13 protein-coding genes are annotated in these 15998 nt (G+C 74.5%); 4 read left to right on the forward strand and 9 right to left on the reverse strand.

Annotation, left to right across the window (positions count from 1 at the left end):
• The first annotated feature begins 300 nt into the window (after positions 1–300).
• On the forward strand, positions 301–1731 hold the full coding sequence (locus tag ACZ68P_RS12920) for a polysaccharide lyase 6 family protein (RefSeq protein WP_471005455.1): 1431 nt from the start codon (positions 301–303) through the stop codon (positions 1729–1731).
• Between the two features lie 221 nt (positions 1732–1952).
• Here ACZ68P_RS12920 and ACZ68P_RS12925 read toward each other — a convergent pair whose 3' ends face one another.
• From ACZ68P_RS12925 to ACZ68P_RS12935, 3 genes are all read right to left on the reverse strand, one after another.
• Positions 1953–3047 (reverse strand): carboxylate-amine ligase, encoded by a 1095-nt coding sequence (locus ACZ68P_RS12925; RefSeq protein ID WP_471005457.1) that lies wholly within the window; start codon positions 3045–3047, stop codon positions 1953–1955.
• 128 nt (positions 3048–3175) lie between these two features.
• Positions 3176–5467, reverse strand: a complete 2292-nt coding sequence (locus ACZ68P_RS12930) for a S9 family peptidase (RefSeq protein WP_471005459.1) — start codon at positions 5465–5467, stop codon at positions 3176–3178.
• Entirely contained in the window at positions 5440–7224 is a 1785-nt protein-coding gene (locus ACZ68P_RS12935; protein WP_471005461.1) for an N-acetylglutaminylglutamine amidotransferase, read from the reverse strand. The genes ACZ68P_RS12930 and ACZ68P_RS12935 overlap by 28 nt, the downstream gene beginning before the upstream one ends.
• A 367-nt stretch (positions 7225–7591) precedes the next feature.
• On the opposite strand from ACZ68P_RS12935, the gene ACZ68P_RS12940 reads away from it, so the two are divergent.
• Complete coding sequence (locus tag ACZ68P_RS12940; RefSeq protein WP_471005463.1) at positions 7592–9058, forward strand: aminotransferase class I/II-fold pyridoxal phosphate-dependent enzyme; 1467 nt, start codon at positions 7592–7594, stop codon at positions 9056–9058.
• A 29-nt stretch (positions 9059–9087) separates the two neighbouring features.
• Here the strand turns inward: ACZ68P_RS12940 and ACZ68P_RS12945 are convergent, their stop codons facing one another.
• Positions 9088–10293 (reverse strand): amidohydrolase, encoded by a 1206-nt coding sequence (locus ACZ68P_RS12945; protein ID WP_471005465.1) that lies wholly within the window; start codon positions 10291–10293, stop codon positions 9088–9090.
• Between the two features lie 198 nt (positions 10294–10491).
• On the opposite strand from ACZ68P_RS12945, the gene ACZ68P_RS12950 reads away from it, so the two are divergent.
• Positions 10492–11697, forward strand: a complete 1206-nt coding sequence (locus ACZ68P_RS12950; protein ID WP_471005466.1) for an aromatic acid exporter family protein — start codon at positions 10492–10494, stop codon at positions 11695–11697.
• Here the strand turns inward: ACZ68P_RS12950 and ACZ68P_RS12955 are convergent.
• The 5 genes from ACZ68P_RS12955 to ACZ68P_RS12975 all read right to left on the reverse strand — a co-directional run bounded on the left by ACZ68P_RS12955 (position 11657) and on the right by ACZ68P_RS12975 (position 15156).
• On the reverse strand, positions 11657–12388 hold the full coding sequence (locus ACZ68P_RS12955) for a formylglycine-generating enzyme family protein (protein ID WP_471005624.1): 732 nt from the start codon (positions 12386–12388) through the stop codon (positions 11657–11659). The two genes, ACZ68P_RS12950 and ACZ68P_RS12955, sit on opposite strands and share 41 nt — an antisense overlap.
• Before the next feature lie 83 nt (positions 12389–12471).
• Entirely contained in the window at positions 12472–12801 is a 330-nt protein-coding gene (locus ACZ68P_RS12960; RefSeq protein ID WP_471005468.1) for a hypothetical protein, read from the reverse strand.
• Positions 12802–12941: 140 nt separating this feature from the next.
• Positions 12942–13565, reverse strand: a complete 624-nt coding sequence (locus ACZ68P_RS12965; protein WP_471005470.1) for a class F sortase — start codon at positions 13563–13565, stop codon at positions 12942–12944.
• Positions 13562–13822, reverse strand: a complete 261-nt coding sequence (locus tag ACZ68P_RS12970; RefSeq protein WP_471005471.1) for a hypothetical protein — start codon at positions 13820–13822, stop codon at positions 13562–13564. The genes ACZ68P_RS12965 and ACZ68P_RS12970 overlap by 4 nt, the downstream gene beginning before the upstream one ends.
• A gap of 125 nt (positions 13823–13947) precedes the next feature.
• Entirely contained in the window at positions 13948–15156 is a 1209-nt protein-coding gene (locus ACZ68P_RS12975; protein WP_471005474.1) for a carboxylate-amine ligase, read from the reverse strand.
• Positions 15157–15321: 165 nt separating this feature from the next.
• Here ACZ68P_RS12975 and ACZ68P_RS12980 point away from each other — a divergent pair, with 165 nt between their 5' ends.
• On the forward strand, positions 15322–15909 hold the full coding sequence (locus tag ACZ68P_RS12980; protein WP_471005476.1) for an SMI1/KNR4 family protein: 588 nt from the start codon (positions 15322–15324) through the stop codon (positions 15907–15909).
• Positions 15910–15998 lie beyond the last annotated feature (89 nt).

Here is a 15998-nt window from a genome sequence, read left to right on the forward strand (position 1 = left end):
TCTCGGTGAGGATGGGCGCGGGCGTACGGAGTGCGGGCATCCGATCGCGTCGGCCGGTGACGGAGGGGGCGTGCTGGTGGGCTGAGGGGGCGCGGACGCGGTGTCGAGGGCTGAGGAGTAGACGGGTGCGACGAGGGGTAGGCCCCGGGGCGACTCAATGGTTAGGAAATCTTCCTAACCATTGGCTCGGGAGCGTAGAGAGAGGCCCGACGTTCGCGCAAGGCCATGGGGAGGGGAATTCACGCACCGCGTGCGGCACCCCTCGTCGCGGCCCGACGCCCGTCCTTCCTAGGAGACTTGATGCAACGACGCACGTTCCTCGCCGGCGCCCTGTCCGGCGCGGCGATCTCCGCCGTACCCCTCGCCGCCCGGCCGGCGGTCGGCGCCGCGGCGGCCACCACGGCGGTGACCACCCTGGACGAGCTGCGGAGGGCGATCGACCGGGCGGCACCCGGCGACCGGATCGTCGTGGCCGACGGCACCTACACCGTCCCGTCGGGCCAGGCCATCAACGTCTCCGGCAGGCACGGCACCAGCAGCGCGCCGATCACCATCGTCGCGCAGTCGCGCGGCGGGGCCGTGCTCCAGGGCGGCCGGAGCTTCGTCTTCTCCGACGCGAGCGACATCACCGTCAGCGGCTTCGCCTTCCGGCAGAGCACCACGCTGGAGATCCCGGCGGGCTGCCCGCGCATCCGGCTGACCCGCAACGACTTCCGGTTCGCCGACACCGCCGGGCTCGACTGGGTCGTCGTGCGCGGCGACGACGCCAAGATCGACCGGAACCACTTCCACGACAAGACCACCGAGGGCATCTTCCTCGTCGTGGACGGCCCCGGCTCGACCGCCATGGCCCAGCGCCTCCACGTCTACAAGAACCACTTCTCCCGCCACAGCTTCGGCGGCGAGAACGGCGGCGAGCCGATCCGGCTCGGCGTCAGCTCCCGGGCCCTGTCCAGCGCCCACGCGCTCGTGGAGGCCAACCTGTTCGAGCGGTGCGACGGAGACCCCGAGGCGATCTCGGTGAAGTCGTCGGACAACACCATCCGGTGCAACACGGTCCGCGACAGCCGGGGCGGGATCGTGCTGCGTCACGGCAACCGCTCCACGGTGGACGGCAACCACCTGCTCGACGGCGCCGAGGGCCTGCGTCTCTACGGCAACGACCATCTGGTGGTCAACAACCATCTCGCCGGTCTCACGGGACGGGCCCTGGTGATCGGGAGCGGCACCACCCGCGACCACCACGCCGGCGAGACGACCGAGGAGCGGCGGGGCAACGACGCCTGCGACCGTGCGGTGATCGCGCACAACACCCTGGTGGGCAACGCCCGCACGCTCTCCGGCGAGACCAGGACCTACGCCCCGCAGGGCGTCGTCGTCGCCGACAACCTGCTGGTCGGCGACACCGGGAGCCTGGTGGAGATGGAGACGACGACCGGCATCACCTGGCAGGGCAACATCCTGTGGGGCGCGGCATCGGCCGGCACGATACCGTCCGGCGGCTACCGGAGGGTCGACCCTCTACTCCGGCGCGGGACCGACGGGGTGTTCCGGCTGTCGGCCGGCAGCCCGGCGATCGGCGCGGCGACGCTGGTGACCCCGGCCGTCCCGTACGACGCCGACGGCCACGAGCGGGGCAGCGCCCGCGACGTGGGCGCGGACGAGTACGCCACGGCGGCGCCGCTGCGCCGCCCGCTGACCCCGGCGGACGTGGGCCCGAACGCGGCGTGAGCCGGCCCTCGGTGAGCCCCGGCCGGCGTCGGCCCGAACGCGGCATGACGAACCGGCCGTGGGTCCCGGCCGGCGTCGGCCCGAACGCGGCCTTCGCGAGCCGCCCGTTCACCCCGGTGGACGTGGGCTCGACTGCGGCGTGAGCCGACCGTCGGTGAGCCCCGGCCGGCGCTCTTCCGGGACAGCGTCCCGGGCCCGGCCGGCGGCGGGTCCGCGGTGTGTCAGGGGGCGACCGTCTCGCTGGTGATCAGTTCTGCGAGGGCCGCCGGGCCGCCCTCGGCGAGTGCGCGCAGCTGCCGGTCCGCCGGGGTGCCCTCCTGGAGCAGCCGGTGCACAAGGGAGGTCACCTCGCGGGTGTCCCCGGCCTCGTCGAGGGCGTGCGTGACGTGGTCGAGCAGCATGACGAGGACGTCGCCCGCCCGGCGCGCCCGGCCGGTCGGGTCGACCAGCAGGCCGCTCAGGCCGTGCCGGGCGGCGTGCCAGTTGGACGCCTGCAGCAGCTCGGGCGAGCACGCAGGGAGCGGGGCCCCGGCCTTCTCCTCGCGGATGGCGGTGGCGATCAGGGCACGGACGAGACCGGCGAACATCACGGCCGCGTCGGCGCGCAGCTGCACGTCGGCGCAGCGCACCTCGACCGTCGGATACCGGTCGGACAGGCGGGCCTGCCAGTACAGCTGACCGGTGTCGGTGATGATGCCGGTGTCGAGCAGCGACTGGACGCGCCTCTCGTGGTCCTCGAGCGAGGTGAAGAGGGGCGGGGGGCCGCTGACCGGCCAGCGGCCGAAGACCACCGTGCGCCAGCTCGCGAACCCCGTGTCGTTGCCGTCCCACAGGGGCGAGTTCGCGGACATCGCCACCAGGACGGGCAGCCAGACCCGGATACGGCTCAGGACGGCGACGCCCGTCTCCCGGTCGGGCACGGCCGCGTGGACGTGCATCCCGTTGACGAGCTGCTCGGCCACCAGCTGGGGTGCCTGGGAGGACATCGCCAGATAGCGGGCCTTGCGGGTGACCGGGACGGGCGCGGTCTCGCGGTAGGGGGCCGTCGCGCAGGCGGCGAGCCGGCACCCGTTCTTCTCCGCCGCCGTGCCGACCGCGTGCCGCAGCCGCAGCAGGTGGCCGCCGACCTCGCCGAGGTCTTCGCAGACGGGCGTGGCGACCTCGACCTGCGCCTGCAACAGCTCCGACTGGACCTCGGCGTCCTCGACGATCGGCTGCAGTCCGGCCGCCGCGCGCACCTCGTCCGCGAGCGGCACCGGCAGGCACGTGTCCGGATCGAGCAGCAGGTACTCTTCCTCGACCCCAATGGTGATCATGTCCCTCCGGTACCCCGTATCGGCGGAGGGAATCGGCCCTGGTCAGGTCGCCGTCCGCGGCGGCCGCCACACGAAGGCCCATCCCGGGCGCCGGGCGCCCGGCCCCCGGCGAAGGCCCCGGGCGCCGCTCAGGCGCCCAGGTGGCGCTGCATCCAGTCGGCGGCGGTGCGGCGGAAGAGCCGCCGGTTGTCCGCCCGCCGGAAGTCGTGGCCCTCGTCGAGCAACGTGAGCAGCTCGGCCGCCAGCCCTCTGTCCCGGGCGGCCCGCACCATCTGCTCGGACTCGCCGGGCGGCACATTGGTGTCGTGCTCGCCGTGCACCGCGAGCAGCGGTACGCGCAGCTCGTCGACCCGGCTCATCGGGGACAGCGCGCGCAGCAGGTCCCGGTCGCGCACCGGATGGCCGTACTTGTGCGCCGCCGACTCGGCGATCCACGGCTCGGTGCCCTCGAAGAAGGTCGCGAAGTCCGACATCCCGCACACCGCGACACCCGTACGGAACAGCTGCGGATGCCATACGAGGGAGGCCAGCGTCAGATACCCGCCGTACGAGCGGCCCATCACCGCGAGCCGCGTCGGGTCGGCGCGGCCGGTCAGCACCACGTGCGCCGCGCAGTCGGCGACGTCGTCGATCGCCGCGAACCGGCCCGTGCCCAGGTCGGCGTCCACGAACGACCGGCCCCAGCCGGACGAACCGCGGACGTCGGGCGCGAACACGTCCAGGCCCCGGCCCAGCAGCTCGTGGTACAGCGGGTCGAACACCGGCCGTTCCTGCTCCTCGGGACCGCCGTGCAGATGGATCACGCACGGGGCCGGCCGGCCGGCGTCACGGCCCGGGGCGCGGTAGTACCAGCCGCCCAGGTGCAGTCCGTCGCGGGCCACCGGACGCAGGGGCACCGGTCGTACGGGCGGCCGGCCCGGCGGCACGGCGTCCTCGTCCCGCGAGGACCAGGGCGTGCGCGCCGACAGCGCTCCCGGCGGCACCCGCCACACCCCGGGGCGCCGCTGGGAACCCGACAGCGCCAGCACCATCCCGCCGGGCCCCGCCCGGGTGATCCGGGTGACCACCTCGTGCGGCAGCGGCACGTCCCGGGGCGGCGTGGTCCCGGTGGCCGCCCCGCTGGGCACGGGCCCTCCCGCGGGAAGACCGAGGGTCTGCAGCTCCGTCGCGCCCCGCACGTTCCAGGCGAGCGCGGCCGTGCGGCCGTCCTCGGCGAACGCGAGCAGCTCCAGGTCGCAGCCCTCCCGCTCGGCCAGCACGGACAGCCCGAGGTGGCCGCCGTCCTGGTCGAGCCCCGTGGCGAGCAGGGCGGCGAACTGCCGTTCGTGATCGCTCCGCAGCCACAGCGTGCGGCCGTCCGGCGAGAAACGGCCGATCCACGGGTCACCGTCCCCGACCCGCAGGACGGATCCGGTCCCGAGGTCGGCGGTGCGCACCACCACCGCCTCGCGCCGGCCTCGCGGCCCCCTGCGTACCAGCGCGAACCGCTCGTCCTCGCTGACGTCGCAGACACGCAGCGTCGCCGCCCCCGACTCGGCGGCGACGAGCACGGGCGACCGGAGTCCGTCGGGATCGACCAGGTAGGCGGTGAGCCGGTCGCGGGCAGCGCCGTCCAGGCCGCTCGCCCCTTGGTCGGCCGGCGCGCTCGTCGCCTCGCCGGCCGGACCGGCCGGCCCGTCGCCGTCCGGGCTCCGCCGCGCCCCGTTCCCTCCGGCCGCCCTGTCCGGTGTGCCCGCCGGGAGGACGAACCCGTCCGTCAGGAACAGCCCGCTCCCCGTCCCGTCCGGCAAGGCCGGTGGCGTACCGGAGAGGGAGGGGCCCACATCGCCCCGGCGGGCGCCCCCGAGCAGCGTGGCCGGGCCGTCGCGTTCCGCCCACCCGGCGGGCAGGTCCGCGAACACCGCCTCGTGGTCCGGAGGGACGACCGGCTCCTGCCGGACGGCGGAGTGGCCCGGTGGAGGCGGTGGGGGCTCGGCGACCGTGACCGCCACGGCGGATCCGTCGCGCGTCCAGCAGCCGAGGTAGGCCGAACTGCCGGCGTCCGCGCCCGCCACGATCCGGCGGCCGGTGCCGTCAGGCCGTACGCACAGGACCCGGGTGAGCTCGCCGCCCCCGGGGGCGACCGTGTAGGCGATCCACCGCCCGTCCGGCGACCAGGCCACTTCCGTGACCGGGTCCGGGTCCGCGTCGAGCAGGTGGATCTCCGTGCCGGCCACCGGCCCCGTCCACAGCTGCGGTACGCCCGTCCGGTCGCAGATGAACGCCACCTGCTCACCCGTCGGGTCCACGGACGGGTACCAGCAGCCGTGCGAGATCAACGGCTGGGGCGTGTCGCGCAGGCCCGCGGCATCGGCCAGCGGCACCGGCACCGGCGCCGCCGACGTGACTCCGCTCAGTTGATCCCGTGCGTCTGCAGCCATATCTCCAGCAACGCTACGTGCCACAGGGCGTTCGCCCCTCGCTTCGTCCGGTGGTGATCGGGGGCCGAGAGCAGCTCGGCGACGTACTCGTCGCGGAAGACGCCCCGAGCCCGGGCCTCGGGCGCGGACAGTGCCTGGCGCACCCGTTCGAGGACGGGCCCCGCCATATGGCGGATCGCCGGCACCGGGAAGTAGCCCTTGGGCCGGTCGACGATCTCACGGGGCAGCAACGCGCGGCCCGCGTCCTTGACGACGCCCTTGCCGCCCTGCGCCAGCTTCAGCTCCGGCGGGCAGGCGGCGGCCAGCTCGACCAGCTCGTGGTCCAGGAACGGCGTCCGGGCCTCCAGGCCCCAGTCCATGGTCATGTTGTCCACGCGCTTGACCGGGTCGTCGACCAGCATGACGTGCGTGTCGAGCCGCAGCGCCGCGTCCAGCGCGGTCTCGGCGCCCGGTGCGGCCATGTGCTCGCGCACGAACCGGCCGGACTCGTCCTGCCCGGTCAGCAGGTCCGGCTGGAGGATCCGGGCGAAGTCGGAGTGCGGCCGGTCGAAGTACACCTCCGCGTACGTCTCCGGCTCCCGCTCGCGCTCGACGGCGGCCATCTGCGGATACCAGCGGTACCCGGCGAACACCTCGTCGGCGCCCTGGCCGCTCTGGACGACGCTCACCTCCTTGGAGACGAGCTCCGACAGCAGGTGGAACGCGACCACGTCATGGCTGATCATCGGCTCGCTCATGGCCAGGACCGCCCCGTCGAGGGCGGTCGACACCCGGTCCGAGGGAACCATCAGCTGGTGGTGCTCGGTGTCGTAGCGGCGCGCGATCAGGTCGGAGTACGCGAACTCGTCGCCCTCCTCGCCGCCCTCCGCCTCGAAGCCGACGCTGAACGTCGCCAGGTCCCGCTGGCCCTCCTCGGCCAGCAGCGCCACGATCAGGGACGAGTCGAGCCCGCCGGACAGCAGCACGCCGACCGGCACGTCGGCGACCATTCGGCGCCGCACGGCGGTCCGCAGCGCGTCCAGGACCGCGTCGCGCCAGTCGGCCGCGTCCATGCCGGCGTCCTCCGGGCGGCGGGTGTACGACGGCTGCCAGTAGCACCGGTCGCGGTAGGAGCCGTCCGGCTCCACCACGCGGACCGTGGCAGGCGGCAGCTTGCGCACGCCGTTGAGCACGGTCCGCGGCGCCGCCACCGTGGCGTGCCAGCTCAGGTACTGGTGCAGCGCGACGGGGTCGAGCGACGTGTCGACGCCGCCGCCCGCGAGCAGCGCAGGAAGCGTCGAGGCGAACCGCAGCCGGCCGGGACCGTGCGCCAGGTACAGCGGCTTGATGCCGAGCCGGTCACGGGCCAGGACCACGCGGCCGCTGTCGTTCTCGACGATGACGAAGACGAACATGCCGACGAAGCGGTCGACGCAGTCCGTGCCCCACTGGCGGTAGGCCTTGAGGATGACCTCGGTGTCCGAGGTGGAGACGAACCGGTGCCCGAGGGACTGCAGCTCCCGCCGCAGCTCCCGGTAGTTGTAGACACATCCGTTGAAGACGCCCGTCAGCTGGGCCTCGGTGTCGGACATCGGCTGCGCGCCGCGCTCGGACAGGTCGATGATCTTCAGTCGGCGGTGCCCCAGGGCCACCGGCCCCTGGGCCCAGATGCCCCGGCCGTCGGGCCCGCGGGGGGCCAGGCGGTCGGTCATGCGCTCCACAGCGGCCACATCGGGCCGCCGGTCGTCGAAACGTATCTCACCGCTCAAACCGCACATGTCACACCTGCCAGCTGTGCCACACCCGCCCCCGGCACACCGGGAATCTCGCTGTCCTCCTCGACCCCACGCGTATCAATCACGACCACTCCTTGAAGACGGGGAGCGGACGCCCGTGCGCCGTCCTGTTCCTCGGCCCACGGCGACCCGCTCCGCTTCGCGGGTTCCCCGTTGATCGTGGGGCATGCCTCACGAGCGCGCCACCGGCGCGCGCGCCCGGCCGACGGCCCCGGCGCAGGGCGTCCAGCCGGCCCAGGAGCCGGCCCGGCCCCGGCCGCCGACACGGGGGAGCGCGGGGGAGTCCGCGGCAGCCACCATGATCATCCGAGGTTGTTTTTGCCCTGTTCCGCAGGGAACCCGCAGTGCCATGGACCACTCACAGGCACCCGTGCTCGACGCGCTGGCCGCGTACCACGCAGAGAACCAGACCCCCTTCACACCGCCCGGCCACAAGCAGGGGCGGGGTGCGGACCCCCGGGTCCGCGCGATCCTCGGCGACGGCGTGTTCCACTCCGACGTGCTCGCCACCAGCGGCCTGGACGACCGGACCTCGTCCCACGGGGTGATCACCAGGGCCCAGGAGCTGATGGCCGACGCCGTCGGCGCGGAGCACACCTTCTTCTCCACCTGCGGCAGCTCCCTGTCGGTCAAGGCCGCCATGCTGTCCGTAGCCGGGCCGCACGAGAAGCTGCTCGTGGGCCGGGACGCGCACAAGTCCGTGGTCTCCGGTCTCGTCCTCGCCGGGATCGTGCCGATCTGGGTGGACCCCCAGTGGGACCCCGAACGGCACCTCGCCCATCCGCCGTCCGCCGAGGCCTTCCGCGCCGCCTTCGCCGAGCACCCCGACGCGCGGGGCGCCCTGGTGACGACGCCGACGCCGTACGGCACCTGCTCCGACCTGCGGGCCATCGCCGACACCTGCCACGACCACGGCGTGCCCCTCATCGTCGACGAGGCGTGGGGAGCCCACCTGCCGTTCCACCCGGACCTGCCGACCTGGGCCATGGACGCCGGCGCGGACGTGTGCGTGACCTCGGTCCACAAGATGGGCTCCGGCCTGGAGCAGGGGTCCGTCTTCCACCTCCAGGGCGACCTGATCGCACCGGAGGTACTCAAGAACCGCGAGGACCTGCTCGGCACCACCAGCCCCTCCGTGCTCGTCTACGCGGCCCTCGACGGCTGGCGCCGCCAGATGGTCCAGCACGGCCACGCCCTCTACGACGACGCCCTCACCCTGGCCAAGACGGTACGGGCGCAGATCGACGAGATCGACGGCCTGCACGTCCACGGACGGGACGACTTCTGCGGGCCCGGCCGCGCGGCCGACCTCGACCCCCTCCAGGTCATCGTCGACATCACCGGCCTCGACACCACCGGCTACCGCGTCGCCGACTGGATCCGCGCCCGCCATCGCATCAACCTGCACCTGTCCGACCACCGCCGCACCAGCGCCCAGCTCACCCACGCCGACGACTCCCGCAGCGCCCGCGCCCTGGTCGCGGCCCTGCGCGACGCGGCCGCCCACGCCGACGAGCTGCGGCCCGCGGCGCGGGTGGAGGTCCCCGACCCGGCCGACCTGCGCCTGGAGCAGGTCATGCTGCCGCGCGACGCCTTCTTCGGGCGCGTCGAGCAGGTGCCGTGGGAGAAGGCCGCCGGCCGGGTGACCGCCGAGATGCTCACGCCCTACCCGCCCGGCATCCCGGCCGCGGTGCCGGGCGAGAAGCTCAACGCCGAGGTCCTGCGCTATCTGCGCAGCGGCGTCGAGGCGGGCATGGTCGTCCCGGACGCCGCCGACACCGAGGTGAAGACCATCCGCGTGAGCGTCGAGGACTGACGCCGGCCGCCGCCGGCGGCGAGAAGCCGTCAGAGGCCCGCGGCGGCCTTCTCACGCAGGCGGGTCCAGGCCCGCTCCGTCACGTCCGGACGCAGGAGGACGTCCACTGCCGTGCAGGCGAGCGCCTCCGCCGCCGCCAGCATCACCTCCCGGGCCCGGGGCCCGGCGGCCGCCTCCGCGAAGGGGGGCGTGTGGTCCGCCGCCTCCGGCCCCATGATGGCGACGAACGGATGGATCGCGGGCACCCGCGTGCTGACGTTGCCGATGTCCGACGAGCCGAGGTACACGCCCGGCACCGGCTCCGACAGCCGGATCCCCGCGCGGTCCATGTGCCGGGCGAACAGGCCGGACAGCACGTCGTTGTCCCGGAAGTGCTCGTACCGCCCGCCCACGTCGGTCACCTCCACCGTCGTACGGGTGGCCAGCGCCACGCCCTGCGCGCAGCCCCGCAACTCCTCCACCAGCTCCTCCAGCGCGGACGTGGTCGACCCGCGCAGGCCGAACATCCCCTCCGCGTACTCGGGGACGATGTTCGTGGCCCGCCCCCCGTCGGTCACGATGCCCTGGATGTGCGAGCCGGGAGGCAGCCGCTTGTGCAGGACGCCCAGCGCGTTGAACAGCTGGATCAGCGCCCCCAAGGCGTCGATCCCCTCCGTGGGGCTGCCGGTCGGGTGCGCGGCGCGGCCGTGGAACCCCACCCGCACCTGCGCGCTGGCCGTCAGGGGAGCCCACGCCCAGTCGTGGACGCCCGGGTGGAACATCAGCGCCGCGTCCACCCCCTCGAACAGGCCCGCCTCGACCTCGGCCACCTTGCCGCCCCCGCGTTCCTCCGCCGGAGCCCCGACGGCCAGCAGCGTTCCCCCGACCTCCCCGAGCGCCGCCCGCACGGCGAGGGAGGCGCCGAGTCCGGCCGACGCGATCAGGTTGTGCCCGCACGCGTGGCCGAGCAGGGGCAGCGCGTCGTACTCCATCAGCAGGGCGACACGGGGACCGTCGCCCGGGGTGGCCGCCGTGCCCGTACGTGCGACGAAAGCGGTGGGCAGGCCGGCCACCCCGCGCTCCACGCGGAAGCCCTCCCGTTCGAGCTCGTCCGAGAGCAGACGGGCGGCCCGCCGCTCCTCGTAGGCCGTCTCGGGGTCGCGGTGCAGCGCGAGGCTCACGTCCCAGAGGCGGTCCGCGCGGGCGGCCACCTCCTCCCTGACGCGGGCGTACACGGATTCCGGGGTCTGCGACACGAAGCCTCCTCCGACGCGGGCGGGTGCTGCCATCCCCCTCGTGTTCCACGGACGCGGCGCGCGATGCCCGAAGCGGCCCGCCCCTCCCACCGGAACACGCCGGTCTCGCCCCCGCCACCCCCCGCCGGAGGAAGGACACGTACATGTCCGCGTGAGGGGTACGCGGCGAACACGGAAGCGACGAAGGACGGGAGATCCGTGTCCGACAGGACGTCCCAGGCCGCCACCTGGTGGGGGCGCCGCCGACGCTCGGCGTGCGCGTTCGTGAAAGACGCCGTCCGGGGGCCGGGCGAGGCACGCGACGGCGTCCTGCTGCTGGCCAAGGGAACCGCCGCCGCGACGGTCGCCTGGTGCCTGGCCTCCTTGCTGCTGCCCGCGGGTGTCACGGCCTTCGCCCCGTTCACGGCGCTGCTGGCCCTGCAGTCCACGGTCTACCGCTCGCTGTGGGACTCGGCGCAGTACCTGGGAGCCATGGCGATCGGGACGGCGGTGGCGGCCGGATTCGGCAGCACCGTCGGCGTGCACGCCTGGACCCTCGGCGTCCTGGTCTTCATCGCCCTCCTGGTGTCCCGGCTCGACCTGCTCGGCGGTCAGGGATCACAGGTCCCGGTCGTGGCCCTCTTCGCGTTCGCCGGAGGCGGGGGCCGGATCGACTACATCGGCCATCTGGTGTCCTCGGCGGTCATCGGCGTGTGCTGCGGCCTCGCCGCCCACTTCGCGATCGCCCCCTCCCCGCACACGGACACGGCGCGGCGACGCGTCGCCGACCTGGCCGCCCACACCCGGACGCTGCTCCGCGACCTGGCACGGACCGCCACGGGGGAGGCTGCGGACGAGGACGGGGGGAAGGACTGGGCGCACCGTTGCGAGGAACTGGCCGGACGAGCGGCGCACGCGCGCGGCACGCTCCAAAGGGAACGGGAGAACACCCGGCTCAACCCGCGCCGGCCGTGGAGCAGCGCCGAGGCCGCGCTGCTGCGCTGCCACGAGACGATCAGCGTGGTCGAGCGCATCGGCACCTACGTCCGCTCCATCGCCCGGGCCCTGGCGTACGAATCCCAGGCCAAGGACCCGTCCGGAGAGCCCGGGTCGCCGGCCCCGTCAGCGTCGCCCGGAGCGTCCGTCTCCGCGGACTTCCGCGCCTCCTACGCCGGGCTGCTGCACGCCACCGTCGCGGCGCTCGAGTGTCTTGACCCGCCCCACGGGCCGGACGATCCCGACCGGCTTCGCCGCCACGTCGAGGACGCCGAGCGCCGGCACGAGGAGGCGACGGCCATGGCGCGCGCCGGGCATCTCGACCACCCGGGGGAGTGGCCCGTGCACGGCACGGCCCTCGTGGAGGCGGCCCGCGTCATCGAGGAGATCAGGCACCTGTCGAACGGTGCCGACCGGGGGCGCCGGTGAGCGGGGCCGTCCGGGCGAGACGGAAGCCCACGTCGTCGACCCGGAAGGTCGGGTGGCTGCGGCGCCGCGCCGAGGCACGGCAGCTCCAGTGCTCGTCGAACCAGCCGCCGCCCCGCAGCACCCGGTAGCTGCCGTAGACCTCCGGGTCGTAGACGTCCCAGCACCAGTCCCAGACGTTGCCGAGCATGTCGTAAAGGCCCCAAGCGTTGGGCCGCTTGCCGCCCACCTCCCGTACGCGCTCCTGGGCGTTGTCGCGGTACCAGGCGATGTCGTCGAGGGCCCCGTAGTGAGGCCCGGTCGTGCCGGCCCGGCAGGCGTGCTCCCACTCGGCCTCGGTCGGCAGCCGGTACCCGTCCGCCGCGGCGTCCCAGGTGACGTGGCCGCCGCCGTCGGCCCCCGCCCCCGCCGGAGCCTCCTCTTCCGCCTGCGCACCGGTGTCGAAGCGGTAGGAGGGAGTGAGCCCCTCGCGCCGGGACAGGGTGTTGCAGAAGCGGACGGCGTCCCACCAGGAGACGCTGTCCACGGGCAGCCGGTCCCCCTCGGCCTCGCCGGGCCGTTCGCCGGTGACGTCCGCGTACAGGGCCCGCGTGACCGGCACCGACGCCAGGTGGAAGGACGCGACGTCGGCCGTCCAGCGACGTCCGGTGCGCCGGTCCGACAGCGTGACCCGGCCGGCGGGGACGGTGATCATGTCCATGAGGTGACCCTACCGCCGCCGCCCCGGGCGGCCCCGCGCCGCCGTCCCGTCCGCTCCGTCCCGCCCCGCGCCCTGACTCAGTGGTCGCGACGCGCCCCGAACTCCAGCAGCCGTGGTCTCGCCTCGCCGGACGCGGCGGCGTCCAGCAGCCGCCGGTCGGAGGTGACCGGCCCGGTCAGGGTGAAGGGGATGCCGATGCTCTGGCACATCCGGCGGGTGCGGGCGACGGCGCTGAGCGTCGCGGGGGAAGGGGAGTCCGTCGGGAGTTCGAAGACCACCAGGTCCGGACGGTGGGCGGAGACGAGCGCCTCGACCTGGAGCGCGGCCGCGGCGCGATTGGTGACGTTCAGGTCCTGCTGGACGGTCACGCGCAGGGTGCCGCCGTCGATCATGTGGGTGACGAGCATCGTCCACCGCCCTTCCTCGGGGTGCACAGGAGGCGCCGCCGCGCAGCTCCGCGCCCGCGTGCCGCGTCCAGTGTGACGCCAGGGCGTCCGACCGGGCAGAGCGGCGCGCACGACGCGCATCGAGAAGGCGGCGGCGATCGTCAGGATTCGCCCCGCGGCCGAAGGGGCCCGCCGAGCGGGGTGGCGTACAGGACCAGGTTGGAGTCGTACGCCCGCTTGTCGGGGTCGTAGCTTCCGGCACAGGTGACCAGCGCCAGCCGGTGCGCGCCGCTCCGGCCGAACAGCTCCGCCGGAAGGGCCTGTCGGTCGTAGAGGCGCCGGGCGGCGATGACGTACGGGTACGTCAGGCCGTTCGCGGCGACGAGCTCCACCCTGGCCCCCGGGGCGAGGCCGTGCAGGGCGGCGAAGGCCCCGAGACCGGAGTCCGGGGTGTCCACATGGCCGGCGATGAGGGTCGTGCCCTCGGTGGCGCCCGCCATCGCCCCGAGCGCCCACCATCCACCGGTGCGGGCGTCCTCGGGCAGGGCCAGGGCGCCGTCCCGGCCGGCCGCCACCGGGACCAGTACCGCGCGCAGCCCCTTCGCGCCGCGTATCTCCGAAGGCGGAGACGGCGGGGGTGCTCCGACGGCGGAGGGCAGCGGCCTTGCGGCCACCGGCGGGAGCGCTCCGCCGTCGGCCGGACCGGCCGGCCGCGCGAGCGCGTACACGCCGGCGGTCACTCCGGCCAGACCGAGCGCCACCATCGTGGTCGCGCGGCGGCTCAAGGGTGCGGCGTGCCCCGCCGGCGTCCCCGCACGAGCCGGGCGGCGCCGAAGCCGGCGAGAAGGCCGCCGCCGGCCAGGCCCACGGCTCCGGCCGGGGACAGGGCGTCGGACCAGGAGCCGGAGAGGACGCCGGCGCCGGAGGCGGCCGGATGTCCGGCCCCGCCGGCTCGGACCGCGCCGACCGTCGGAGGGGCAGCCGACGGTGCGGCCGCCCCGACCACCAGCCCGGCGACGTGCGCCGGCCGAATACGCCTCACAACCACTCCCTCCGTGTCCACCGGCCCACCACCGGAGGACGATCGCGAAGAGGTGCGGCTCCGGGACGGGTCCCACGGATCGCCCCGCGTCGGCCCGGCGGGCCGGATAGCACCTCGCGAGGACATCAGTCCCCCGCGACACGCCGTGCAGGGCGCTGTTCGGCGCTTTTCACCCGTACGGGTCGCGTCTCCTCGGCCGGGAGTACGCGAGCGGCCCGCGCGGAAGCGGAGGCGCGGGCGCGCGTGGGCTCCTCCCCGCGGGTCTCCGCGGCGAGCAGGTCGACGGCGGCCAGCAGGTCGTCCCGCGCGGCGGCCGCCCGCAGACGCCGGGCCGCACTGCCGGTCGCCACCGCCCGTGCGACGAGTTCGCGCACCGGTTCCCAGTCGCCGTGCTCCTCCAGCGCGGGACGCAGCCGGCGCAGGAGGGTCTCCATGACCCGCGGCGCGGGAGCCGGGCGGCGGGTCTCCGGATCGACGAGGTCCCCTTCGAGCCCGGACCGCGCCGCGCGCCAGGTCGCCGCGCGCAGCCACTCGTGCCTGCCGTCGCATTCCCGTCGGCCGGGAGGCGCCGTACGGGCACAGGCGTCGGTCACCAGGGCGCGGAAGAGCCCCGCGATCATCACCACCGTCTCGGGGCGGGGGCAGGCGTCGCTGACGCGCAGCTCCAGGGTCTGCTGATGGGCGGACGGCCGGACGTCGTAATAGATCATTCCCGCGTCGCTGATCACGCCCGACCGGATGAGGCCCGTCACCGCCTCGTCGTACTCCGCGGCGCCGTCGAAGCAGCCGGCCGGTCCCGCGGTGGGCCAGCGCTGCCACAGCATGGTCCGCCAGCTGGCGTAACCGGTGTCGGAACCGAGCCAGAACGGTGAACTCGCCGACAGAGCGAGCAGCGGCGGCAGCCACGGCCCCAGCGTGCACAGGGCGCGTACCGCGGTGTCGCGGTCGGGGACGTCCACATGCACCTGGGCACCGCATATCAGCTGCTCGTCCGCGACGCGGCGGTAGGCGTCGGCCATGTCCCGGTAGCGCGGCTCCGGGGTGACGTCCACCGCCTCGACCCGCCCCAGGGGGGCGGTGCCGGCGCCGAGGACGGCGAGGCCGTGGCGCGCGGCCGCCTCGTCCAGGCGCCGCCGGGTGCGGAGAAGGTCGTCGTGCAGTCCCCCGAGGGAGGCGTGGACCTCGCTGTTGGTCTCGATGATCGAGCGCGCCATCTCACGGGTGAACGTCCCGCCGGGCAGCTCGTCCAGCAGCACATCGGCGCACGGCACCAGGGATCCGCGCTCCCGGTCGATCACGTGGAACTCTTCCTCAACCCCTACCCGAACGGTCACGACCACTCTCCAGGGATCCCGGGGACGGTTCGACCGGCCTCACCCGCCCCCGCCATCGACGGGCGGCGGGTCAGGAGGCCGGTTCTACGACCCGCGAGTGCCCGGATAGGGCCGTCTTAGGCATCCCACCCCCGCCCGCCCCGGGCGGTCACCTCCGGCTCTTGCATGATGACCGCCATGAACACGGAATCACGCGACCCGGCCGAGCAGGCCGCCCTCCGGGAGATCTTCGCGTCCCGCCCCGGGGCGCTGCCCCCGGCCGGCTGGGAGGCGGTGCGGGCGTTCGAGGCGGAGCACGGCATCGTGCTCCCGGAGCCGTACCGCACGTTCGTGGCGGAGATCTGCGACGGGCTGCGCGCCGGGCCGCCCTTCTACGGCCTGCTGCCCCTCGCGCAGACGCCCTCGGACTGGGGCCCGAACCGTCCCGAGCGCCTGCTTGCCGAGCCTTTCCCGCTCACGGCGGCCTGGCTGTGGGAGGCGGAGGGCGACGAGGAGACGCTGTCGGAGGAGGAGTTCGAGGCCCGGACGGACCCCGTGTTCGACCACGGCTCGCTGGTGCTCGGCACCGACGGCTGCGGCATGTACTGGCACTTGATCGTCACGGGCCCGCAGCGCGGTCACATCTGGCAGATCGCGGGCGAGGGCGCCATGCCCTTCGGCACGCAGTCGCCCCACCCGCTGATGCCCGGTGTCCCCGGCTTCACGGGCTGGGCGACGCATTGGGCCCAGGGCCGCGACTGGTTCGCGGCGTAGGGCCCGTCGTCGGGGCGTGGCCGGTGCGGAAACGACGTCCGGCCTTGTCAGACCCGGCACGTACAGTCGCTCCGTTCCAAGGGGAGGGA

The sequence above is a fragment of the Streptomyces sp. NPDC036822 genome, from assembly GCF_055609145.1.